The organism is Flavobacterium sp. 1355, assembly GCF_017833415.1.
In the GTDB taxonomy this organism is placed as follows: Bacteria; Bacteroidota; Bacteroidia; order Flavobacteriales; family Flavobacteriaceae; genus Flavobacterium.
Map to the genome: position 1 here is coordinate 137,557 of NZ_JAFICC010000005.1, position 22,173 is coordinate 159,729.

At 35.1% G+C, this 22,173-nt stretch carries 25 protein-coding genes; 16 read left to right on the forward strand and 9 right to left on the reverse strand.

The window, feature by feature from the left end:
* Positions 1-589 precede the first annotated feature (589 nt).
* Both JOD96_RS07905 and JOD96_RS07910 read right to left on the reverse strand, forming a co-directional pair.
* Complete coding sequence (locus tag JOD96_RS07905; RefSeq protein ID WP_209563737.1) at positions 590-1,102, reverse strand: hypothetical protein; 513 nt, start codon at positions 1,100-1,102, stop codon at positions 590-592.
* 124 nt (positions 1,103-1,226) lie between these two features.
* On the reverse strand, positions 1,227-1,496 hold the full coding sequence (locus JOD96_RS07910; protein ID WP_209563738.1) for an RNA-binding domain-containing protein: 270 nt from the start codon (positions 1,494-1,496) through the stop codon (positions 1,227-1,229).
* Between the two features lie 569 nt (positions 1,497-2,065).
* On the opposite strand from JOD96_RS07910, the gene JOD96_RS07915 reads away from it, so the two are divergent.
* Both JOD96_RS07915 and JOD96_RS07920 read left to right on the forward strand, forming a co-directional pair.
* Positions 2,066-2,731, forward strand: coding sequence for an IS6 family transposase (locus JOD96_RS07915; RefSeq protein ID WP_209563739.1), 666 nt, complete (start codon positions 2,066-2,068; stop codon positions 2,729-2,731).
* A 92-nt stretch (positions 2,732-2,823) separates the two neighbouring features.
* The gene (locus JOD96_RS07920; protein ID WP_209563740.1) at positions 2,824-3,303 is read left to right on the forward strand and encodes a hypothetical protein; all 480 of its coding nucleotides are present in this window, start codon (positions 2,824-2,826) and stop codon (positions 3,301-3,303) included.
* 651 nt (positions 3,304-3,954) lie between these two features.
* On the opposite strand, the gene JOD96_RS07925 is transcribed toward JOD96_RS07920, so the two are convergent.
* The 3 genes from JOD96_RS07925 to JOD96_RS07935 form a co-directional block, all read right to left on the reverse strand.
* On the reverse strand, positions 3,955-4,284 hold the full coding sequence (locus JOD96_RS07925; protein ID WP_209563741.1) for a DUF4870 domain-containing protein: 330 nt from the start codon (positions 4,282-4,284) through the stop codon (positions 3,955-3,957).
* 119 nt (positions 4,285-4,403) lie between these two features.
* A complete protein-coding gene (locus tag JOD96_RS07930; protein ID WP_209563742.1) occupies positions 4,404-5,144 on the reverse strand; it encodes a LytR/AlgR family response regulator transcription factor in 741 nt (246 codons plus the stop codon).
* Between the two features lie 2 nt (positions 5,145-5,146).
* Positions 5,147-7,150 carry a sensor histidine kinase gene (locus JOD96_RS07935; protein WP_245188369.1) on the reverse strand — a complete coding sequence of 668 codons (2,004 nt, stop codon included), beginning with the start codon at positions 7,148-7,150 and terminating at the stop codon, positions 5,147-5,149.
* Between the two features lie 267 nt (positions 7,151-7,417).
* Here JOD96_RS07935 and JOD96_RS07940 point away from each other — a divergent pair, with 267 nt between their 5' ends.
* The 11 genes from JOD96_RS07940 to JOD96_RS22565 all read left to right on the forward strand — a co-directional run bounded on the left by JOD96_RS07940 (position 7,418) and on the right by JOD96_RS22565 (position 15,725).
* Positions 7,418-7,888, forward strand: a complete 471-nt coding sequence (locus tag JOD96_RS07940) for a hypothetical protein (protein WP_209563744.1) — start codon at positions 7,418-7,420, stop codon at positions 7,886-7,888.
* 48 nt (positions 7,889-7,936) lie between these two features.
* On the forward strand, positions 7,937-8,359 hold the full coding sequence (locus tag JOD96_RS07945) for a hypothetical protein (protein WP_209563745.1): 423 nt from the start codon (positions 7,937-7,939) through the stop codon (positions 8,357-8,359).
* Positions 8,337-8,867 (forward strand): hypothetical protein, encoded by a 531-nt coding sequence (locus JOD96_RS07950; protein WP_209563746.1) that lies wholly within the window; start codon positions 8,337-8,339, stop codon positions 8,865-8,867. Before JOD96_RS07945 ends, JOD96_RS07950 begins: the two co-directional genes overlap by 23 nt.
* Positions 8,868-9,356: 489 nt before the next feature.
* Positions 9,357-10,235 (forward strand): alpha/beta fold hydrolase, encoded by an 879-nt coding sequence (locus JOD96_RS07955; protein ID WP_209563747.1) that lies wholly within the window; start codon positions 9,357-9,359, stop codon positions 10,233-10,235.
* Positions 10,225-10,734 (forward strand): RNA polymerase sigma factor, encoded by a 510-nt coding sequence (locus tag JOD96_RS07960; protein ID WP_209563748.1) that lies wholly within the window; start codon positions 10,225-10,227, stop codon positions 10,732-10,734. The genes JOD96_RS07955 and JOD96_RS07960 overlap by 11 nt, the downstream gene beginning before the upstream one ends.
* A complete protein-coding gene (locus JOD96_RS07965; RefSeq protein WP_209563749.1) occupies positions 10,718-11,311 on the forward strand; it encodes a hypothetical protein in 594 nt (197 codons plus the stop codon). The genes JOD96_RS07960 and JOD96_RS07965 overlap by 17 nt, the downstream gene beginning before the upstream one ends.
* A gap of 223 nt (positions 11,312-11,534) precedes the next feature.
* A complete protein-coding gene (locus JOD96_RS07970; RefSeq protein ID WP_209563750.1) occupies positions 11,535-13,211 on the forward strand; it encodes a PD40 domain-containing protein in 1,677 nt (558 codons plus the stop codon).
* A gap of 281 nt (positions 13,212-13,492) precedes the next feature.
* A complete protein-coding gene (locus JOD96_RS07975; protein ID WP_209563751.1) occupies positions 13,493-14,599 on the forward strand; it encodes an Ig-like domain-containing protein in 1,107 nt (368 codons plus the stop codon).
* Between the two features lie 125 nt (positions 14,600-14,724).
* Positions 14,725-14,916, forward strand: coding sequence for a cold-shock protein (locus JOD96_RS07980; RefSeq protein ID WP_209563905.1), 192 nt, complete (start codon positions 14,725-14,727; stop codon positions 14,914-14,916).
* A 141-nt stretch (positions 14,917-15,057) separates the two neighbouring features.
* Positions 15,058-15,411 (forward strand): IS1-like element transposase, encoded by a 354-nt coding sequence (locus JOD96_RS22560; RefSeq protein WP_317195275.1) that lies wholly within the window; start codon positions 15,058-15,060, stop codon positions 15,409-15,411.
* A gap of 32 nt (positions 15,412-15,443) precedes the next feature.
* Positions 15,444-15,725 carry an IS1 family transposase gene (locus JOD96_RS22565; protein ID WP_317195276.1) on the forward strand — a complete coding sequence of 94 codons (282 nt, stop codon included), beginning with the start codon at positions 15,444-15,446 and terminating at the stop codon, positions 15,723-15,725.
* Positions 15,726-16,316: 591 nt separating this feature from the next.
* Here the strand turns inward: JOD96_RS22565 and JOD96_RS07990 are convergent.
* The 4 genes from JOD96_RS07990 to JOD96_RS08005 form a co-directional block, all read right to left on the reverse strand.
* On the reverse strand, positions 16,317-16,757 hold the full coding sequence (locus JOD96_RS07990) for a hypothetical protein (RefSeq protein ID WP_209563752.1): 441 nt from the start codon (positions 16,755-16,757) through the stop codon (positions 16,317-16,319).
* Between the two features lie 10 nt (positions 16,758-16,767).
* Positions 16,768-16,932, reverse strand: a complete 165-nt coding sequence (locus JOD96_RS07995) for a hypothetical protein (RefSeq protein ID WP_209563753.1) — start codon at positions 16,930-16,932, stop codon at positions 16,768-16,770.
* 475 nt (positions 16,933-17,407) lie between these two features.
* Entirely contained in the window at positions 17,408-18,187 is a 780-nt protein-coding gene (locus tag JOD96_RS08000; protein WP_209563754.1) for a hypothetical protein, read from the reverse strand.
* Between the two features lie 94 nt (positions 18,188-18,281).
* Positions 18,282-19,118 carry a DUF6585 family protein gene (locus JOD96_RS08005; RefSeq protein ID WP_209563755.1) on the reverse strand — a complete coding sequence of 279 codons (837 nt, stop codon included), beginning with the start codon at positions 19,116-19,118 and terminating at the stop codon, positions 18,282-18,284.
* A 593-nt stretch (positions 19,119-19,711) separates the two neighbouring features.
* Here JOD96_RS08005 and JOD96_RS08010 point away from each other — a divergent pair.
* The 3 genes from JOD96_RS08010 (at position 19,712) to xseB (ending at position 22,113) form a co-directional block, all read left to right on the forward strand.
* Positions 19,712-20,179, forward strand: a complete 468-nt coding sequence (locus JOD96_RS08010) for a JAB domain-containing protein (protein WP_209563756.1) — start codon at positions 19,712-19,714, stop codon at positions 20,177-20,179.
* Positions 20,180-20,492: 313 nt separating this feature from the next.
* Positions 20,493-21,929, forward strand: coding sequence for an exodeoxyribonuclease VII large subunit (gene xseA / locus JOD96_RS08015; protein WP_209563757.1), 1,437 nt, complete (start codon positions 20,493-20,495; stop codon positions 21,927-21,929).
* Positions 21,907-22,113 (forward strand): exodeoxyribonuclease VII small subunit, encoded by a 207-nt coding sequence (gene xseB / locus JOD96_RS08020; RefSeq protein WP_209563758.1) that lies wholly within the window; start codon positions 21,907-21,909, stop codon positions 22,111-22,113. Before xseA ends, xseB begins: the two co-directional genes overlap by 23 nt.
* Positions 22,114-22,173: the final 60 nt, after the last annotated feature.

Genomic DNA, 22,173 nt, shown 5'->3' on the forward strand with positions numbered 1-22,173 from the left:
TTTTTTGTTGTATGGGAGTTTGTCGTTTTATTTTTTGAATTAGATTATTGCTGTTTTTTTAAAGGGCGGAGGCGGGGCAGGCTGGGCGGTTTTGGTGTGCTTGTTCGGGGTTGTACTTTGTACTTAGTGAATTGTATATAGTTTTATTTTTTGGAGCTTTTTCCCGCTATCCGTTCCAATCTTTTGTGCCGAACCCCGGCACAAAAGGATTTCCACTGCACACGAGCGAAGCGAATTGGCGAAGCAATTGGGGCTAGGATCTGCAACAGATCCAATTTGTCTTTGGAGAAAGAGGGATTCGAACCTAAATTCTGCATCCCGCTCTTATACTGCATTTCCTATATTTTTTACCTGCTGTGCCACGATTCTGCCACAAACTTTAAAACACGCTTTTTTATGTCGTAATGTCTTGTTTTTTAACAGGTTATAGCTCTGTTTTTTTTAATATGACAAAAATAGACTTTTTTATGTTATAAGTAACATTTTAGAAAATTTTATATATCAATTAAAAGGCAGTTGGAAATGTTTGAACTTAATTTAAATATGTAAAATATTTATATTTTACATTAATGAAAGAAGTACATTTATATTAAACAGCTTTGTAAGCCTGGTCGGGATGATTTGGCATATCTATTATTGTATGCTGTAATCTGCCTTCATCTTTCATCGGCAGGATATAGTTTCGATAAATGTAATTTTCATTTCTATTAAGTATTAGAGCTATCTGTTTTGCAGAATAGCTTTTAAAGCTACATATTTTATAAACTATATCTTTTATTTTATTTTGATCATTTTCTCTAACTCCTAGGTTGGATATTTGTTCTCTTATATCAGAAGGTAGCTCCTGTGTTAGATCATAGGGTTCTGTTGTAAGATCATTAGCTTCTGTGTTAAGATCATTAGGTTCTGTGTTAGGAACATCATCATCTGTGTTAAGAACTCCACCAGTAGTATAATATGTAGATCTTCCTTTTCCTTTTTGTTCAATAAGACCTTTGTCTCGGAGACTTCTTAATTCATTACTTGCTTTTAATACATCACATGCATTTAATTGTCGATATGTTGAATTATCAATGGCACCAGCTTCTCTAATGAAAATCAATCCTTTTTTCTGCTCAGTATTTAACTCATATTCAGCAAAAGTATTTAGCCATTGAAGGTCACTTTCATTAAGAAAATGATGCAGTAAAAGGCGAGTGGTAAATAAATTTGCGGTGTGGTCACTTTCAAATGTCGGCGGTGCTAGGGAGGATTTTTATATCTAATTGTAATTTGTCTGGATTTGTAATTCCTTCAACTATATAATTTTGAAATAAGGCGCTTTCGTCTTTAACCACTCCTAAAACTATTAATCCTCCTCCTAAGCCCGGCTCGTTGGAGAAAGCACAAATAGTTTCCATTATAGATGTGTCAATTTCGCTCCCTCTTTTGGCTTCAATTGTTGTACATTCGTCAGTAATATTTAAATGTTCTAAAATATCTTTAATAGGCTCCATGAAATAATTTTAGCAAGTATAAAGCAAAAATAATCAACTTTTTGTCAATTTAATTTTTAAAGGTCTTTTTAAATTTAACTTTCAAAAAATTACTGATCTTAGGTCATAAAAGATTTGATTGTAAAGAACAACTTTATAATTTAAGATTGCTAATGTTTAATTATTGGCTGATTTAGGTTCTAAGATTTGTCCAAACATTCTTAAAACCAGATTTGCATTGGATATCTAACCATGGTCAGTTTATCTTATAAAATTAAAGTTATACTTGTTTAAGACTTGAGTCACGTCTTAATGTTTTCGCTTTTTTATAAAAAATGAAATTGAATGGAATTCATTCTTATATGTTCTTTGGTAACCCAATTATGAACGATATAATTATATGCTTTTAGATATAAAACAAACAGTTACAGCAAAATTATATGCTTTAAGATATAAAATACAATCCAGATATCTTTATAGTGTATAGAAGATGTGTTGCATAATTGATTTTTTTGTTTAGAATAATGGCTGAGGGTTCTGTCGCATTTGGGAATAGCTTATATCTTTGGAATTTTTAAAACTAAAAAAAAATGAATACCACAGGTCATAGCTATCCAAAATCTATAATTCTTCAGGCAGTGTATTTTAAATTAAGATTTACCCTTAGTTACAGGGATGTTGAAGAGATCATGAAAATGCGAGGAGTTCATGTTGATCATGCTACCATTCAGCGATGGGTTTATAAGTTTACACCGTTGCTTGAGTCAGAGATGAAGAAGAGAAAGGTTAGAGTGGGGACAAGTTGGAGATTGGATGAGACTTATATCAAAGTAAAAGGTATTTGGTGTTATTTATATAGAGCAATAGATAAACTAGGCAATACAGTAGACTTTCTTTTGACCAGAAGAAGACAAAGAATGAGCGCGCAGTCTTTTCTAATTAAAGCAATTAGTAATAACTGCATACCAAGAGTAATAAACATTGATAAAAGCGGTTCTAATATCGCAGCGATCAAAGTCTATAATAAGAGTTCGTTCTCAAAGATTAAAATTCTGCAGTGTAAATATCTTAACAATATTGTAGAACAGGACCATCGATTTATAAAATGGAGGATACAAAACGGGTTAGGCTTTAAAAGCTTTGAATCAGCAAGACGAACATTGAGTGGAATTGAAGTTGTGCATATGCTTAGAAAGAATCAGATGATTAGACCAGGGATATCCATGTTTAAATCATTCTGTAAATTGGCGAGCTAAATTTTAAATGACTTAAATTCTTATATTGGATTCTGACAGATGCGACAGAACCAGAAAAAAAGGCAGTACAAAAAATTTTAAAAAATTAACTTATGAAGAATCTATTTTTATTTTTATTTTTTAGCTTATTAGGTTTCAACAATATTTTAGCACAAGAAAAGAACAAAACTATAAGCTTTGTTTTGGTGGTTGATGGTGAAATATTAAATGCAAATACAAATATTACTTTTTTAATTAATTCTGAAAATTCAGAGGATAAAATTTTAGCAACATATTATCCTGGTACGTTATCACTTAGTCAAGCAGATTATGAAAAATTGATTTCAGATAACACAAAAAGTATGTATTTAAGATATAACCAAAGTAATTATACTAATGGCAAAATAAATTCTTGTGATTTTTTAATTGAATATAATAAAATCTGGATACAAGACACATATAACATACTTCGCCTCTACAATCTTGGAAAAGGAAAATATAAAAATAAGATTGAACCACTTTCGAAAACTAAGAATTATACTTTTGAAGTAGAATCATCAAGAGGTCAAATGTTACGAGTAAGAAAAAGTTAGACTAAATAGTTAAAATACCCAGTCTAATTTGAGTATTAGTCATAAACATGTAGAATCAACAAGCCACTTCATAACGGAGCGGCTTTTGCTTTTATAGCTCTTTAAAGTGTACCAAACTGTTAAAATAGAATTCATGTTAGCCTGTTTTTGCTACGAAACCTCAATCGAATAGAAAAATAGTATTCAGAACATCCTCCCTCCCTGTATCGGCTGTTTTAATACCAAATTCCACGATTTAAACCTCAAATTACCTCCCCGTACTATAAAATTGTGTACCTGTTCCAACCGATACTATAAATTGTTTAAACATTAAGGGTAGTCGCTTTTACCCTTCTAGTATTTCACAGCCAAAGCCAAGGGCAGTCAGCTTAGTGCTTCTATTTCGGATTCTACTTAATGATCAAGAGCAGCGCAATTGGCTTTTATAAGAATATGATTCCCCGCATTCGCTATATCTTTACTTGCCATAAAGAAGAAAGGCAAAGGATATCGCTTCTGTCGGGGCTAATTTCAAACATTAGGCTTCTTTATAAAGATTTTTTAACCTTCTCTAAAATAGAAAGATTCCCAATTTCCTAGTCCTAAACTAAGAGTATTGAGAATCTTTTTCTACTTCCAAAAATAAAAACGTCAGTAAAAAGGGAGTCGGAATTAGTTTATAAAACCAAACTGATCTTCAAACATTTTTCCAATTACAGGAATTGGCTTCTTCTGTTCGTTAACGGCATTTATGATACCAAAAATCCATAAGATAAAAATGGCGTAACCAATGTAATTCAGGAAATAAAGTGAAGTCACTGTCATTACCACAATAGACAGAATGATATTTACGGCAAAAGATACTAAAAAGATTCCGAAGCCTTGTTTCAAATGGTATGTTACCAAATCGCTTTTTGGGGTTAAATCTTTGCTTTTTATGAAGGCTACAATCCAACCAATAATAGTGATGTAGCTTAAGATAGATAGGGTTTTTCTGTTCATCGTTAATTATATTTATTGGTCAAAACTAGACATTACCTTTATAAGATGAAACCCATACTTTGTCATCTGTCGTTTCTGGTTGGTATTTTGTTCCTTTAAGCGGATAATGCGTATCAGAACTACATTTCGTCCTTCATAAGCTTAAAAAAAGATTCTTTTTTCCCTCTTGAAATAGGTACAAACGATTTATCAGTCATCTGTACCATACCTTCCCGGGAATAACTCACAATGCAATTCACGTTTATCAAATGCGACTGATGGATCCTGAAAAATGCCGGCGGTTCGAGCAAATCTTCATAATTTTTTAGCGGTTTTGAAACCATGATTTTTCTGCCATTAATAAGAAAGAAAGTCGTGTACGAACCGGAAGTTTCACATCTGATGATTTGATCCAGCTTCACCACATACATCGCTTCCTGTGTCGGCAAAATAATCCGGTCAGGTGTTTTGGTAAGGTTGGTCTGCAGTTCACTAAGCTGTTTTTTTTCTAAAACCTTTTGCTGTAAAACAGCAATACGTTCGATAGCCGTTTTAAGTTCTTCCGAATCTATGGGTTTCAAAAGATAATCAATGGCGCTGTATTTAAAAGCATTAATGGCATGCTGTTCATAAGCTGTTGTAAAAATGAGATGGAACGAATTAAAAGTAATTTGCTGCAGGACATCGAAACCGGTTCCGTCTCTTAGCATGATGTCCATAAAAACCAAATCAGGTTTCAGGCGGTTTATTAGTTTTACGGCTTCTTCGACACTTTCGGCATAAGCTACAATCTGTATCGTATCGGGAGCCGTCATTTCAAGCATAATAGACAACGCCTCTCTTATGCGCTGTTCATCTTCAATAATAATAGTTTTATACATCTTTATAATATTGGAATATTTAAAATCACCATACAGCCCGATTCGTCTGTTGTGATGTCACGTTCGAGAACCTGAAAACCGGCATACGGATTTTCTTTCTGCATTTTGTTTAATCTTTCATCTGTAATTTTAGTAGACAAGGATTTGTGATTGTCTTTTAATTTTAATTTTCGCGAAGCAGCCAGACCAATTCCGTTGTCTTTAATCGTGCAGACCAGTTTTTTTTCATCAGTGTGCTGGGTAAAATGAATTGTTATTAAACCCTTAACTTCTTTTGCCTGGGGTTTTAGGCCATGTTCAACAGCATTTTCTATAAAAGGCTGAATGAGTAGTGGCGGAATCAACGTATCCCTTTCAACAGTATCATCACATTCAATTCGATATTCAAAACCATTATTGAGACGCAGCTGCTGTAGTTCGATATAATTTTTTAAAGTGCTGATTTCTTCGTCAAGCGAAATGGTTTCTTTACGGGACTGCTCTAAAACCTGACGGGTGAGTTTGGCAAATTTATTCAGATAAGAAACTGCCGGAAGGGAATCTTTTTGAAGAATCATGCATTGAATATTTCCAAGGGCATTAAAGATAAAATGCGGATCCATTTGAGAACGAAGCAGTCTTCTTTCCAGGGAAAGTGTCGCAGCCAGATTCTCAATTGTTTCCTTTTCCATCAGCTGTACCTTAAGTTCGCTGTTGGCTTGTTCCTGTTTCATGAAATCTTCACGGTTTTGGTAATAACGCTGACGATAGTAGTACGATCTAAACATAAATACCAGCCCAATCAGTAATACACCTGCAATTCCGTAGCCTAAAAGTTTGTTTTTTTTTACCAATTGGTTTTCGAGTTCCAATTGCTTTATGCGTTCTATTTTTTTGGAAGATTCATATCTGACATCAGCATTTTGCAATATTTTTTGAGTCGATTCATCATATTTTAACTCATTGTATTTGGCATATTCTGTATCATAACTGTAATAGGCTTCAAAGTCTTTTCGTTTTGCAGCAACATCTTTCAGGCAATCGTAAAAAGTCGCTAGAAGGTAATTGTCTGTGTAAGGAAGGCTTTGCTGGTATTTTATTCCTTCTCTAAAAAGAAGTTCTGCTTTGGCATAATCCCCTTTTTCGGTATAATGAAATCCCTGAAGGCCAATGGCACTTCTGTAGATAATCCTGATGTTGTACTGTTGAGCAATCACAGTTGCTTTTTCAAGATTTTTTAAAAACGATTTCTCGTCAATAGGTTTTGGTCCTTTCGAATAAAGGTCTGCCAGATTGATGTAAGCAATTCCAATATTGCTTTTACTGACAATAGTACTGGCGTTTTTTTCGGCAAAAATAACCGTTGCGTTAAAAAAAGCTAATGCCTTTTGCCATTTTGCCTTGTCTTTCGTTTCAAGATCATCAGTTAAATGACTTCCAAAAGCCAGCCGGGCATGCAAAATACTTTCATTATCACCAGCTTTTGAAGCATGGTTCAGGGCTTCCCGGGCATATTTTTCGACTTTTGTCGGGGAAGCCGGGGAAAAAAGATACGATATATCCGAGGCAATTTTTGCACAGTGATCGTGCGCATCCGCCTTGTCAAAAAGTTTGTAAGAATCCAAGAGATATTGAATTGCCTGCTGTTTTTCGTCAATATAAGATTTTAACGTTCCCATGGCCAGGAATGCATAAGCCTTTGGTCTTATTTTATTGGTCTTGCCCGACAAATAATAGGCACTGTCAGCATAGTGTGAAAACTCTTTTAAATGGAGTAAACGTCTTTGGGTTAATGCTAAATAAGAATAGCAAATAATCTTGTCGTCGATATCATTTTTCTTTTTTGCCAAATCTAATGCCAGCTGCTGCATTTTTTTGCACGAAGAAGTATCGGAGAAACGTTTTGAATAGCCATAAGCCGCTAATTTTTCAATAGCAGATGCTTTTTGGCCATAGGCCGAAAGACCCAAAAAGAAAAAAGGCAATAGTAAAATAATGAATTTTAATTTGCTGATTTTTACTGGCAAGATTATAAAATTGGAGCACATAAATAGTAATATTACTGAGGGAAAGTACAAATAGTATGATTACTGACCAAACATTTGCAGGCTGAAATATTTATTTTAAAGGGTATCTGAGCATGGTTTTAAAATCCTCGAAAGCCTTTTTTTTCTCATACCATTTCTTGCTGACCAAATAAAAATCTAAATATACCATTTGCCAATTTCGGATTGTAGTAATTTGAGGTATAGCGTAATCTTGCTGTAAACATTTATTTTAAACAACCTTAAATTATGAATACAAAAAATCTTACATTATTGATAATCGCCTTTTGTTTTTTGACTGGACTGAGCTTCAGTCAGCAGCTGGAAGACAAACGTGTCAAGATAGAAATTACCGTAAAAGACGGCAATAAAACTATTATTGCTCCGGTTCGGACTGCAACATTCTCCTTTACTACTTCTATCAACAATGGTACCTCAACTGATGGTACGGAAAAGAAGGGGCAGACAAAAAATTATTATTTATCCATAGATTTTGAAAAGCCTAATATTGCCTTGTTAAAAGCCTTTATGGCAAATAAAAACGGACTCGACGGCCAAATCACTATGGTGGATTCTTACGGAAAAATGCCTTCCAGAAAATTAGAATTTACAAAAGCGAATATAGATTCCTTAAGCGATCAGATTACCGCAGATTACACCAGTACCTACATGTCAATTATATGTGCAACACTGATTATTGATGGAGTAAATATTGAATAATTTATGGAAGTTTTGCAAAAATTTACAAAAAAAGGAAACCAGTACGTCATGAAAAGACAATATGGTTTTGGTCTGATTATTGTTTTCGGAATGGCAGCTTTGGCCTTTGCCGGCATATGGTTAAAAAAACCAGTGATGATCTGGATTTTTGGGATTCTGACAGTTTTATGCCTGATTTCACTCTTTATTAACCACGTTGTACTAGATATGAACCGAAAAGTTATCCTAATCAAAAACGGTTTGATTATTCCTCCGGTTCAGATTCCACTGAGTGATTTTGTCAATTTTGAATTGGTCAGAATCAAACAGTATTTCGTTACTATAAATGTTTCACTGAATCTTTATTATTTAAAAAACGGGAAAGAACAGTGTACCGGAATTGCTCAGGGATTCACTACCAGAGCCATGCAAAATTTACTTAATGAAATTCATGAAATCATAAAAACAGATGAACATTCAGGAAAAATATAATATTCAGGAAACAGCCAATACCTTTTCTTTTTGTCCCAAAAAACCAACGCTTGCTATGTCGTGGTGGTTTTTGGTGGGTATCATTGTGGGTATTGTGATATTATTGTTTTTTAATAATCTTCTTGACCAAGCCATGCGATGGGCAATTTATATTTTAATGGGGTATTTTGTCCTGCATACTTTGTATGATATACAAATAGGAAGTAAAATACGTTACACTTTTGATACCAATGAAAATGCGGTTTACAGAAGCAGTCCATTGAGAGCAAAAACAAAAATCATGATGTTGGATGAAATCGTTATTTTCATTCATTCAGAAATGGGAAGCTCCTATTATGCCTTGGGAGCTAAAAAAAGGCAATTTATAAAGAGTTATATTATAAGTGAAGGCTTTAGTGCGGGTAAAAAATGCGAAATAAAGCAGCATGCGTATGAAAATTTTGTCCTGATGAAAATTGACAAATTACAAGATTCAGTTTTAAAAAATGCTGAAACCAAAAACACTTAATAGTATGAAACTTAAAGGTTCTCTCGCATTTCGGAATAACTTTATCTTTATAATTTTAAACCCATTAAAAAATGAATGCTAAAAGGTCATTGTCATCCAAAATATATCATTCTTCAGGTAGTGTATTTTAAATTAAGATTTATCACTTTGTTCTTAACTAAAACTCCACGTTAAGTTAGTACATTAAGCTTCATCTATTTTAACACATATACCCCCCCCGAAATGGGCTGGCGCTAATTTTTTTTAAGAAAAACACATTGAAGCTCTCTTTTCTTTTTAAAAAGGGAGCTTTTTAATTGCAATAGTTCTATGCAATGTATAATTTTTATCTGCTCAGTCAAGGCGATTTTCTTGACAGCTTTCTTTTATGACAATAGTAATTTCACATTCTATTTAGTAATTCGATACACTGTTAATAATATAATATGTCTTTGTAAGATTTTAATCTTCGTTGCATCTAAACCTATTAAACAACAATGTTATTATATTATGAAACAACTATTCTTCATTGTCGCACTATTATTTTCTACCGTACAGGTTTTTGCACAAAATGCTGTTAAGGTTACATCAATCAGTAAAAAAGGAAATCCGATTATTTTTCTTCCCCACATTGGCTGTTCATCAGAAATGTGGAAAGATATTGCAGCTTATTATCAAAAAATAAATGCAGTCTATCTTGTAGATTTTGCAGGTTTTAATGGTCAAAGACCTATTGATACTTTATATACTGATACTTATGTAAATGATTTAAATAGATTTATTAAAAAAGAAAAGCTGAAAAATGTTATTTTAGTCGGGCAAAATTATGGAGCTTTTGTAGCTATAAAGTTAGCTTCAGACAAAACTCTGAATATAAGGAACATCATCGCTTCTGATTTTTACCCAAAACTGAGCATGGTGCTTGATCCAACAATAACAATTGAAAAGTTGGAGGTAATGAAAAAGGGCATCCGTAAGGGAACAATGGAAATGAGTGAAGCCGATTTTACGGCAGCCCTGAAGCAAACTACCGAAATGATGAATTTTACCAGTGCCGAAGATGTAAACCGTTTTGTACAATGGCAACAAAAATCGGATAGAAAAACGCTTGCAGAAACCCTTTGTGAACAATTTAGCGGAAATTTACTTCCTGATTTGAGAGAAAATAAAATCCCAATTTTAGTATTTACAACCTCGTATTTTGCGAAAAAGTATAAAAATATGCCAATTCCTGAAGCGGATAAAAAACTGAACGAAATGTATGCCGGTACGCCTAATGTTACACATGCTATTACAGAAGATGCAAAAGACTTTATGGCAAACGACCTCCCACAATGGTTTATTATTGAAATGGATAAATTCTTAAAACAGCCTATTTTTGGAAAATAAACAGAAAATATTCGACCAGCTTTTTACCGAATATCGGGATTGGATTTTCCGTTTGTGTTATAGCTACACCAGAAGCGAAACAGAGGCAGAAGATTTGGTGCAGGAATGTTTTTCTAAAGTGTGGCTCAATCTATCATCATTTCAACATCGTTCTGATTATAGTACATGGATTTACAGGATTGCGGCCAATACCTGTCTAATGCAGCTGCGTAAAGAAAAGAACAACCCCATAGAGTATTACGATGACTTAAAAGATAAACCTACCGAAGAAAAATACGAAGATAAGGAAGAGCAATCCACTATTTTATACAACGCTATTGCTCAGCTCAACGAAGTGGATAGGATTATTATTTCGATGATATTGGAAGATGTTCCTCAAAAACAAATAGGCGAAGTCCTAGGTATTACCGAAAATAATGTAAATATAAAAGTGTATCGCATTAAGAAACAACTCAAAGAATTATTATCAAAAAACAACGGGCATGGAAAAGGATTTTGAAGAACTAAAAACGCTGTTTCAGCAGAAAAAGGCTTCAGTAACCTTATCTCAAAAGGTTGCTGGCCTAAAAGCCAAAGATGAAATCTCATTATTGAAACGAAATCATCTTAAAACCATCATTACATTTATCATAACGACGATTGCCTTAGTTTTTATTGATAAACTCAATTCAGAAAAGTTGGAAACATCAGATTATGGATTTTGGATTTTAATGGGTTGTTCCTTGTATTATGCTTTAAGTAAAACTTATTTATTTTATCGTTTGACTAAAATAAAACCCACCCAAACGGTTTTGCAAACCATCAAGCAATTAGAAAGCTATAAAAAACTGAATATATGGATGCATACTTACGGCGAAGTTCTGTATGTTTTGGTATTGGGCCTTGGGGTATATTTATACTTGCGTCCTGTTCTCGATAAGTTTTTACTGGACAAAACAGGACGCACCATCCTTTGTTTTTGGTGGGTTTGGGGCGCTTGTATTGTCTGGATGATATTTTATACCTTTTTTATCAAGCGAAGACGGATGAAAAAAGATGTTGCTATTCTTGAAAAATATATGCATTCTATTAAATAGGAGATATGATTAGATATTGCAGTTTTCTTTCATCTCTTTTCAACCTGTCTTTGTTATGATAATTTAGTACTGTTCGATGACAAGTTAGAGATACACAATAGGAAACGCTTAAATTTATCTTGATAAGTTTAAGCGTTTTTCTGTTTCTATAATTAAAAAAAAAGAAACAAATCACCGTAAGATTTCACCTCTCGCTGCATCTAAATTAAAAAAGAACAGTCTTATGAGAAAAATCAAAAATCTATTTTTGTTGAGCAGCAGTTTATTTCTTAATAATATAGTAGATGCTCAAATCAATTCGGAGGTTGAATTATTTGCACCCCAAACTATTTCCAATAATAAAGTTTTCGGATTAACCATTTCGCCCGATGGCAATACAGCCTATTTCGTCAACTCTTTTGGAGGAAGAAAAAAACTCCACATTATGCAAAGCGAAAAAGTGAACGGAAATTGGCAAGCTCCAAAACCTGCTTTTTTTTCTGATCTAAAATTTAGAGAAATTGATCCGATTGTTTCTCCTGATGGAAACAGCATTTTGTACAACAGCCGAAAAAGCCTGCAAAAAAATATGACTGATAATAAAGATCTGGATATTTGGATGGTAAAACGAAATAAAAGCAAATGGGGAAAACCCTTTCCGCTTAATGAAATAAACAGCGTTGAAAATGAAACGTATGCAACGATGGTAAATAACGGCAATATTTACTTTGGATTGCGCAGTGATAAAAAAGGTTATGGCGGAAACGATATTTATGTGTCGCGATTAGTTAACGGAAGATACCAAAAACCTGAAAACTTGGGCTATCCCATAAATACAAAAAGCGATGAAGGCAATAGCTATATTGCAGGCGATGAAAGCTATATGATTTTTTCTTCGGATGGTAATACTTCGAGTTTTGGACAAGCCGACCTTTATATCAGTTTTAACCAAAAGGAACAATGGTCGATACCAATTAGTCTTGGCGCAGAAATTAATTCGGCACAAAACGATTTCTGTCCAACTGTTTTTAATGATGATACACTCATTTTTGCCCGCTCACAAAAAGTTGCCGATGATTTGGTCGAAAATATCTATTCCACAAAAATCAATATTTCATTTCTTAAAGCTCTAGCGGCATTACAGCCAACAACGATTTTTGATAAAACATTTCCTGATGGGGATGCTTACGGAATTAGCTTTTCGCCTGATGGTAAATATGCATACACCACCAGAAGCACAGCCGATAGAAGCGTTTGCGAAATTTATCGCTTAGAAATTGCTTCCAATGGCCGTTTTATCAATTCTCAAAGAATGAATATCTGGCAAATAACACCTAATGTTTCCAATCCTGTAATCAGTCACGATGGAACATTTGCACTGCTTCGAATTTCGGAAACTGGTAAAAACCCTGATTTGTTTATTTCTAAAAAAGATGAACAGGAAAATTGGCAGAAGCCTGTGCTTTTACCCGAAAATATTAATACCGAAATCGACCAATATTACCCGGAACTCACGAGCGAAAATCATCTTTATTATTCCAGCAAAGGCGATGTTTTTTATGCGGAATATAAAAATGGGCAATGGCAAAATCCTGTCGCTGTAAGCGAATTGAACACCAAAGATTTTTCCGAAAGCAATGTTGCTGTCAGCCGCAATGGAAAATACCTGGTTTTTCTTTCTAATCGAACAGGTGCTTATGGTACTTACGATTTATTTCTCTCCAAAAAAACGGAAAATGGCTGGTCAAATCCCGTTAATCTAGGGTCAAAAATAAATACAAATGCGATGGAATATCAACCACGATTTTCATTGGATAACAAAACGCTGTATTTTACCCGTTCTGTTTTTACAGAAGGAAAAAGACAGGGAAAAGACGAGGTCCTGAAAGTTGAAATTGGCGAAGTGCTGGATAGTTTTTAAAACAAATCCACCATAAGGAAAAATGGCACGGCGACCAATCTTACCGACGGTACAGAAAAAGCGATATCATTGGGTATAGCGATAGCAAAACAATAACAAAGTAACATATTTAAAAACTCGCTCTCTGTAAGATTTTCTTTATTATTGCATCAAATGTAGATGCAAAATGCCAATACAAAATAAAATTGTTTCAAATAAGATTTAAGAACAAAATCAATTTAAACAAGAACATTAAGCCGATATAATAAAAAAAATAATTAACAATTAATTCAATCAGCATTATGAAACACTTTTTATTAATCATACTTTCATTGACGATCTTTTCCTGCTCAAAAAGTGATGACGATAATATGACTTCCAACAATCTACCGACAGCATTTATGCTTACTGCACCTTCAAATAACGCTACAAACATAACGGTAAATCCTGCATTAAGCTGGCAGGCTGCAACAGACCTAGATGGCGACGCTGTTACTTACAGCGTGTATTTGGACAAAAATGCCAATCCTGGCACTTTGTTGCAAAACGGATTAACTGCCATTAGTTTTACACCAGCCACAGCATTAAAAAACAATACCGCCTATTATTGGAAAGTAGTAGCTACCGATGCAAAAGGGGCAAAAACAGAAAGTAGTGTGTTTAAATTTACTACCCTTGCATCAGTACCTACAACTGCAAGCCTACCTGTAAAAGTAATGTACAAAAACGCTAGTGGAACCATTTTTCAAACTAGTACCATAACTTACGACACGCAAAAACGTATTAACAAACTCGTTATTGTTAATCAAAATTCGAATCTCAATGCAATACAAAATTTTAGCTATGAAAACGGCAAAATAATACAGTTTATCGATTGGGAAGATGCTGTAAAACCGTTGGAAAAATATATTTATTATTATGATGGTAACGGTATGACCAAAGAAGAACTGTATTATAATAATGTTCTCGCGTATAACTATGAATGGTTTTACCGTGCTGATGGCGGAAAAGAAAGAAGAATAAAAGACCCTGATGCTGCTAATAGCGTTGTTCAAACATACTTTTACAAGTTCAGTGCAACAGGTAATATAGAGCGTGTCGTGTGGGATACAGCCGGGGAAGATTTCGAATATACTTACAGTAACTATGATAATAAATTGCGTTCTATTTCAAGTCCGGTACTCAGCACAGTGCCTTATATTTTATTAGGTTTCCAAGGTACTAATTTGTTTACGCCCAACAATCCGCAGGCTTACACCCGTAAATCACTTACCACAGGCAATATGATTTCTTCACATACTATAGAACATACCTACAATAACAAAAATCAGGTCACCGAAATGAAAATTAAAGATAGCAACAGCGGTGCTTTAAAAGAAATACGCACTATTGAATATCAGGAGTTTTAGATAAGAAAAGTAGTAAACAAATCAGGGAAGTTGAAAGTAGCTTCACTGATTTGTTGCTTTAATAACTGTTGGTAACGGTAACTTCTAATTTTAAAGCGGTAAATTTGAGTAATTAAATACATTAAATTCAAGAAGGTAAAGTAAAATTTTTCAATGAAGAAAAAGGATTCGGATTCATAACTCCAAGCAATGGAGAAAACGAAGTTTTTGGTCATGTTTCAGGTCTATCAGAAAAAATACGTCAAGACGATGAATTACGATACGACGTTGAAGAAGGCCTTAGAGGTCCATACGCAGTAAACGTAGTTATAGCCTAATAGGTAATGTATCAGATGTGTTGGTGGTTATTTATTGCATCACACATTTACAGATTATCAATGATTTATATTAATATCGCATAAAAATTTAAACAACCTTCGGGTTGTTTTTTTATTTTATATTGTCTTAAATCGAAAAAAATGAGTTCAAACCAAACTAGGTGTTTCAGATGTGTTGGTGACATTCCAAACATGATAAAGTATGGAAAGACAAAGTCTGGTAATCAAAGGTATATTTGCAGAGTGTGCAGGAAAACCAGAGTTGACAATTATGCATATCACGCTTATAAATTAGATATGAATCAAAATATTATTCAATTAACCAAAGAAGGTTTAGGGATAAGAAGCACCGCAAGGATACTGAAAATATCAACGACAACATTATTGAAAAGAATTGTATCAATTGCTAGAGGTATTTCCAAACCAAATATCAGCAGAGGTAAAACTTATGAAGTTGATGAGCTTTGCACTTACATCAGACACAAGAAAGGCTAGTTTATGCTCTGGAAAAGAATTCTAAAACAGTTGTGAGTTTTAATGTTGGTAAACGAACCAATAAAACATTAAGCCATGTTCTAGAAACTTTAAAACTATCTGAAGCAAAAAAGATATTTACAGATCGATTAAAAAATTGCAGATATCTGATTGATGAAAAACTGCATTCTGTACAGCGTTTTGGTACAAATCATATTGAAAGGAAAAATTTGACACTCAGAACTCATCTTAAAAGACTAAATCGAAGAACAATATGTTATAGTAAAAGTTTGGTAGTTTTGATTGCCATTTTAAAGATTTACTTTTGGTTTTGAGGTTAGTTAGTCGATTGTTTATAGATTGAACTTAACGGGAATCGAACCAATTTGCCTTGAAAACACTGGTGGTTTTTACTTCTAAAAAATGAAACAAGATTTATCGAACCTTAAAAAAAGCCGAGAAATCTAGATTTCTCGGCTTTTAATTTTTATTAGTAGCGGGAACGGGACTCGAATCCTCCTGATAAAAAAACTAAAAAGACAACGTATCTAAAAGTTTCGAACCTAAATCTGTTATGCCTTTAATTTATTGAACTTCCTTATTCGTTATTAGTCATGCGCCACGATTCTGCCATAGAACTTAGACTTGTGAAATACCTTTAAAGCAGCCTTAGCTTTTTGTGGCAAAAAGAGATCCACTCCAAGCAGGGTGTGCCACGATTCTGCCACAATCAGCATACTAAAATGTCCTTTATAAGAGACTTAATGTTTGGAGTTAATTGGTCCTCATCGCCAAGAACCAGTAAGCATCAAAAAAACCCTTATTCTTTTCTGTGAATAAGGGTTTTAAATTAATTAGTCTACGATGTTTTGATGAAAAAATGCCGAAAAAGTTTTTTAAAACTATCTCTGGGCATATCAGTGTAATTATTCTTCCCTGTATTCAAGAAGGAAATCATTTTTCTGTAGTTCTTTTACAGATATGTCAAATCGTTTAACCGCTAAATTTTCATCAACGACTTCTTTCCAGCTTATTTGGGAAATTGCTGCAGAATCCAGTAAATAGATGTAAAACTTTTGTTCCAGGGGATATAAGCTTTCAATGCACATCGGCTTGCCACCGCCTGTGAACCTAATTGTGCCCGCTTCTATAGTCCCATTACCCGCATGGGCAGGAGTTGGTTTAAAATAAGGATCAGTTCTGATGTCCCTGTCAGGAATGACTGAATCCTGCGCAGGATATAGGTACAACACTTTAGCGGTGTTATTTTTAAATTTAATTTTGTAATGACAATTATCAGTATCCTTTGGTTCATTGCAGGAAACAAATAAAACCACTACAGTAAAAAAAGAAAATATGCTTTTCATTATTTAAATTTTAATATAAGACCAGATACATCGGAATCTGGACTTGGAGTGGAAATATGGAATCCAGGTCTTTTTGATTATCGGCATCAAACAACGATTTTTTCGGATCGTATTCCTGGTATTGGATTATAATTTTCCCCAAAAGCCCAATTTTCAATTTTGAAGTTACTGTCATTGACTACTAATATTTAAAGTAAATTTATTCTTTTTTACCCTATGTAGTTTTTTTGTATTGAATTTTTTAGTTTTATCTCAATGCCTATCTCAATACAGTACCACCCACTTTTCCAGGCGCGACCCATACGACTTCCTTAATAAGACTGATATGCAACAACGTACAACTTGTTGCTGTTGGACAGCTCAAAATAAAATTAATAAGGCATTAAATTCAACTATAAATTCTAGGTATATTAATTTTTTAGGAACTCTTCCCGCTATTCGTTCCAATCTTTTTTGCCGGACCTCTGCACAAAAGAATTTTACTGCTATTGGGGCTTGATGAAACTTTATTATTAAAATTTAATGTCTGAAAGTGAGGTAATTTAAAAAATTAATGAAAGCATTTAACTTCAGATTTATTACAAAAAAGCCCAGGAAACTTATGTATATATTCTGGCTTTTTCTGATTGTACTTTTAAATAAGAGAAAATTTATTTTTTGCGATATATAGTTTCAAAGCCCAGATCCATTTCGCATTTACTATTAAGTACCGCGCCCAGGTATTTAGGGTATTCTCTTCCGTTTTCATCATTATTATACATGAAAAAGTCACCATAATTTGCCTCTTTTAATGCCGAAAATTTCTTTATTTTATATTCTTTACTCTCAAATGACCCGGCATCTGCCTCTAGCTTATCCCATTCATCCTGAGAAAAACTAAGCGGAATATTTTTTTTTGTTTTAGCGATATACATGGTATCACCATTGATACGCATTAATTTTACCAATACTCCTCCGGACGTACTATTTTCCACCCATGTTGATTTATAAATATCGCCCGGTTTTGGATGCATTAGCAATTCTTTGTATTCTTTTGCTTTTTCACCGGTCCTTTTTTTATTTATTGAAGTAATTCCCCATAATATTAAAATCAGGAATGGCATAACAAACCAAATTGACCACGGATATACCAATTGCCAAAGGGTTCTTTTATGGTTGTGTCTGATGTCAGTAATCGCCTGAGCTACCCTTGGCGAGTATTTTTTTTTGGCAAATATAGAGCTATCGGGACTTTTAAGAATATTTCCGCAGTTAGTGCAGGAAACACCGGTTCGCCTGCCCATTCCAAACAGAGGTATTCCCATAGCGATATATCTCATGTACAGCGTTAAATCTATTGTGTCCTTATTACCGCAGACAGGACAGGCTTCGCCAATGATTGGTTTTGTTTGTAAAGGCTTCGTTATAATTTGATAAATAAAAATTAGCATATACGATCTGAATTTAATTATGGAAATTAGGTCATCTATAGGAAAAATTAATTTTTTAAGTCCTATAAACCAATTGATGTTTTGGAGTGAAATATTAGTCTTTGAATTTATTCTTATTGATCAATTCATTCAACAGGGCTGTAAAAGTATCGGTGCTAAAAACAGAATTGTATGATTTTTTAAACACTGTTTCGTCATTATTATTGACAAGCTGAATTTGATTGGTCAAATCGGTAATGGAAAAATGGTGAATTTCTTTAAAATAGATAACCTGCGAATCCAAAACTAATTTATCCTGAAATAGCAATATCGTTTTCGTTTTTATATTTAAATACGAATTGGTATTTATAGCCATAAATTGTTTCATGGCTAAATCTTTAAAATCAACATAAGTAAAAGTCGCGCTTTCACCTTCCTCGAGTTTTCTCAAAAGTAGGGGCACATTAACAGAACGGTGTGCTGATCGTATAAAGGCAATTACTTTATAGATATCTGAATATCTTGCAGAAATGGGATGCCACGGGGCTGTACTGTTTTTTCGTACCGCAATATTATTAATGTCAAATATCCGTTTGCCGGAAGTAAACAAATAAACATCTTCTATATCCTTAAAATATAAAGTTTCCTTACTGCCTTTATTAGCTATAACGATAGCATTTTGGTATAAATAAAATACAGATCCTTTTGATAGATAAAGTGCTGTTGTAAATATAATCAGGCCGAGTGCCATAATAAAAACGATGCAGTAATATAAAATACTAACATTCCCTGAAAAGTTCATAGTGCCTTCGTTAACAGGTTTAATTGCTTTAAAATAAATAAAAAGGCTAATTGCTGTAAATAAAACAAGTATTACATATGAAAAATAAAGAAATGCTTTTGATACTGCGCTTTTTCGTATAAACGTACCTAACTCCGGATTTGATTTCATAATCTAAAATTTTGACATTGATAAACCACTATTTAAAAATCTTTGAAAGTGTTCTTTGCTAATTGTTTTTTAGTTTATCAAAAGTAGTTATGGCAGTGGGAAAAAAAGTATATTTTACATATAAATAATGTCTACTGCCGGATATAGGGATATCTATTTAGTATCTACAAAAGCCGGAATACGATAGTAGTTTGTGTACATTAAGACCTCATACCCGCATCGGTCGCGCGCTTAAAAAGCGAGATACTGGTGTATGGAGGTACGTGATTTGAAATGATATATTACGTTCTTTAGGAGCTCTTCGCGCTATAAGTTAGGAATTTATTGGGAGGATAATAATTGCTCTAATTATGAAATCAGCATAATTTATCGAATACGTAAATTATCTTTTACTTCTCTTGAAAGTGCCTTTATAAGTCTGGGGGCCTTTTAATTACCGTTTAATTCCATCACAAAGGTCGGGCGGCGGATGCGGTTCGCTGCAAAAAATTCCCCCATAAATGCAGGGCCGGGCCTGCTTTATTGCGTTGCTTTTTGCGCTTGCTTTCCTTTGCCCGTAGCGGGTGCTATAATTAATCTTAAATAATAGCATCATGAAAACTACAGCAAAAAGCAAATGGGAAATCGTTTCAGAAATCGAGCTGGTATACAAACCGGGAATTAAGAATACCCACAGGCCAAAGGTCACTTCTTCCAGATCAGCCTATCAACTGGCAGTCCGCTGCTGGGATCCGGATAAGATCGAATTTATAGAGCAGTTTAAGATACTGCTGCTCAACCAGTCCAACACCGTACTGGGCCTGTATGAGGTATCTTCAGGAGGCCTCACCGGAACGGTAGTGGACATCCGGCTGGTATTTTCAGCTGCCCTGAAAGCGGGTGCGACAGGTATTATCATGATCCACAACCATCCTTCAGGCAGAACGGCACCCTCCCGGCCCGATACCTGCATTACCAGAAAGGTTGGCGAGGCCGGCAGGCTTCTGGATATCCTGCTTCTGGATCATCTGATCATAACCCCGGAATCCTTTTATTCCTTTGCAGATGACGGCGCCTTATAGCGCCGTTTGTTTTTGTTAAAGCCAAAATTTGCTGTAGGCTTCATTATAAAATAAATACTCATTTCAACCGTTTGACCCCCATTATTTCGATTATATTTTAGAAAGGCCCAATTTAAACTTACGCCGCTTTTTTCATATTCATCTGATGTGATCTCCCGGATAAACTATTCCCAGAGTCAGGGCACTATGCGGTATCAAATCGTTCATCAGCTGCCCTTTTAACCGTTTGGAATGAAAATCAGACTATACTTTTCAGCCTTTTGAGATTTTCGTCTAATAGTAGTACCTTAGCAGGCAGTAAGAAACCCGGCCGATGGAATCCCAGCAGTATATCAGACTCTCAGCGCTTAATGACATGATCCATGATACGATCAGCGCAGGTTTTGCCTCGCAGCGTTTCTGGGTACTGGCCGATATCACGAATCATTCCTATAAAGCAGATAAAAAGATCCACTATTTTGAGCTGGTCGAAAAAGCGCAGGACGGCAATGCGATCACCGCCAGGATGATGGGAAAATCATGGGGCGCGGGAGCTGTTCGTATTGAGGAGTTTGAAAAAAATACCGGACAGGCCTTTACCAACAACCTGCATGTGCTGGTTCAGGTAAGCGTGGATTATCACCCCTTGTACGGTTTGTCTGTGAGTGTGCTGGATATCGACAGCAATTTTATGCTGGGCATACTCGAGCAGCAGCGAAAGGCCACCCTGGAGCGCCTGGTCAGGGAAAATGATTTTATTCAAAAAGAAGGGGATGGTTACTCCACGTTTAACAGCCGGCTGAGACTTCCGGCTGTAATCCAGCGGGTGGCTGTAATCTCTTCGAGCAGTTCGGCCGGAAATGAGGATTTCCGCCACACGATGCAGCATAATGATTTCGGGTACGCTTTCCGGATCGATGAATATTATACCGTTGTGCAGGGAGATAACAATGCCAGACTTTTTTTGACTAAACTCATTGAAATCTATACTACCGGTATACCCTATGATGCCGTTGTGATTAACAGGGGCGGAGGGTCCCAATCTGATTTTTTGATCTTTGACAATTACAATATCGCAAGGGCAGTGGCCAAGTTTCCCATTCCGGTTATCACCGGTATCGGGCACCAGAAAAATATCAGTATAACGGACCTCATGGCCCATACCCCGACCAAAACCCCAACCAGGGCGGCAGAGTTTATCATTGCCCATAACCGAGGTTTTGAGCTTGGGATACTTTCGCTTCAGCACAATATTGTCATCAAATCACAGCAGCTTTTTCATCTCCATTACAAAGAGTTAAGCGAGCTTAAAAACGCTATTTCCCGCAATGCAAAGGAATTGGTACAGAGGCACGGCGAAAAACTCACGCGTACCAACCATCAGATTGCAAGTGGTTCAAGGGCTGTTTTGTATGACCACCACAAGAAACTTATGGTAACTGTACAGCAGCTGGCGCAGCGTCCGAGAATGCTGTTTCAGCAGCAAAAAAATGATTTACTGTATGTGAAAGACAGCATAAAAAATGCTGCGGGTGAGTATCTTCGCCGTGAGAAGCTTGATTTGGAGTACCACCATAAAAGCATCCGAATGATGTCTCCGCATAATATCCTTCGCAAAGGTTATGCTATTGTGAAAGTGCATGACAGAATTATCAGCAGCGCCGAGAACATAGAAGCCGGGCAGGAGATAGAAGTGATACTGAGAGACGCAAAACTTAAAAGCACCGTTAAAGAAAAAATACAATACGATGAAAGAGAAACTCACCTATGAGGCGGCAAAGTCCGAGCTGACAGCCATTTCAAAAGAAATAGAAAGCGAAGAAATATCCGTTGACCAGCTGGCTGCAAAAGTCAAAAGGGCATCAGAGCTTATTGAGTTCTGCCAGGCCAGGCTTCAAAACACGGAAGCGGAAGTGAATAAAATCATCAGCAGGATGGAGAATCCGGAGCACTAATAAAGTGCTGTCCAGGTGCGGAAATAGCCAGCCAATGGCCGCGAGAATAATAATGAAACT

Coding starts and splice junctions, on each gene's coding strand:
- JOD96_RS07910 (WP_209563738.1), bottom strand. CDS start 1,496: ATGGAGCCTATTAAAGATATTTTAGAACATTTAAATATTACTGACGAA.
- JOD96_RS07915 (WP_209563739.1), top strand. CDS start 2,066: ATGAATACCACAGGTCATAGCTATCCAAAATCTATAATTCTTCAGGCA.
- JOD96_RS07920 (WP_209563740.1), top strand. CDS start 2,824: ATGAAGAATCTATTTTTATTTTTATTTTTTAGCTTATTAGGTTTCAAC.
- JOD96_RS07925 (WP_209563741.1), bottom strand. CDS start 4,284: ATGAACAGAAAAACCCTATCTATCTTAAGCTACATCACTATTATTGGT.
- JOD96_RS07930 (WP_209563742.1), bottom strand. CDS start 5,144: ATGTATAAAACTATTATTATTGAAGATGAACAGCGCATAAGAGAGGCG.
- JOD96_RS07940 (WP_209563744.1), top strand. CDS start 7,418: ATGAATACAAAAAATCTTACATTATTGATAATCGCCTTTTGTTTTTTG.
- JOD96_RS07945 (WP_209563745.1), top strand. CDS start 7,937: ATGAAAAGACAATATGGTTTTGGTCTGATTATTGTTTTCGGAATGGCA.
- JOD96_RS07950 (WP_209563746.1), top strand. CDS start 8,337: ATGAACATTCAGGAAAAATATAATATTCAGGAAACAGCCAATACCTTT.
- JOD96_RS07955 (WP_209563747.1), top strand. CDS start 9,357: ATGAAACAACTATTCTTCATTGTCGCACTATTATTTTCTACCGTACAG.
- JOD96_RS07965 (WP_209563749.1), top strand. CDS start 10,718: ATGGAAAAGGATTTTGAAGAACTAAAAACGCTGTTTCAGCAGAAAAAG.
- JOD96_RS07970 (WP_209563750.1), top strand. CDS start 11,535: ATGAGAAAAATCAAAAATCTATTTTTGTTGAGCAGCAGTTTATTTCTT.
- JOD96_RS07975 (WP_209563751.1), top strand. CDS start 13,493: ATGAAACACTTTTTATTAATCATACTTTCATTGACGATCTTTTCCTGC.
- JOD96_RS22560 (WP_317195275.1), top strand. CDS start 15,058: ATGAGTTCAAACCAAACTAGGTGTTTCAGATGTGTTGGTGACATTCCA.
- JOD96_RS07990 (WP_209563752.1), bottom strand. CDS start 16,757: ATGAAAAGCATATTTTCTTTTTTTACTGTAGTGGTTTTATTTGTTTCC.
- JOD96_RS07995 (WP_209563753.1), bottom strand. CDS start 16,932: ATGACAGTAACTTCAAAATTGAAAATTGGGCTTTTGGGGAAAATTATA.
- JOD96_RS08000 (WP_209563754.1), bottom strand. CDS start 18,187: ATGCTAATTTTTATTTATCAAATTATAACGAAGCCTTTACAAACAAAA.
- JOD96_RS08005 (WP_209563755.1), bottom strand. CDS start 19,118: ATGAAATCAAATCCGGAGTTAGGTACGTTTATACGAAAAAGCGCAGTA.
- JOD96_RS08010 (WP_209563756.1), top strand. CDS start 19,712: ATGAAAACTACAGCAAAAAGCAAATGGGAAATCGTTTCAGAAATCGAG.
- xseA (WP_209563757.1), top strand. CDS start 20,493: ATGGAATCCCAGCAGTATATCAGACTCTCAGCGCTTAATGACATGATC.
- xseB (WP_209563758.1), top strand. CDS start 21,907: ATGAAAGAGAAACTCACCTATGAGGCGGCAAAGTCCGAGCTGACAGCC.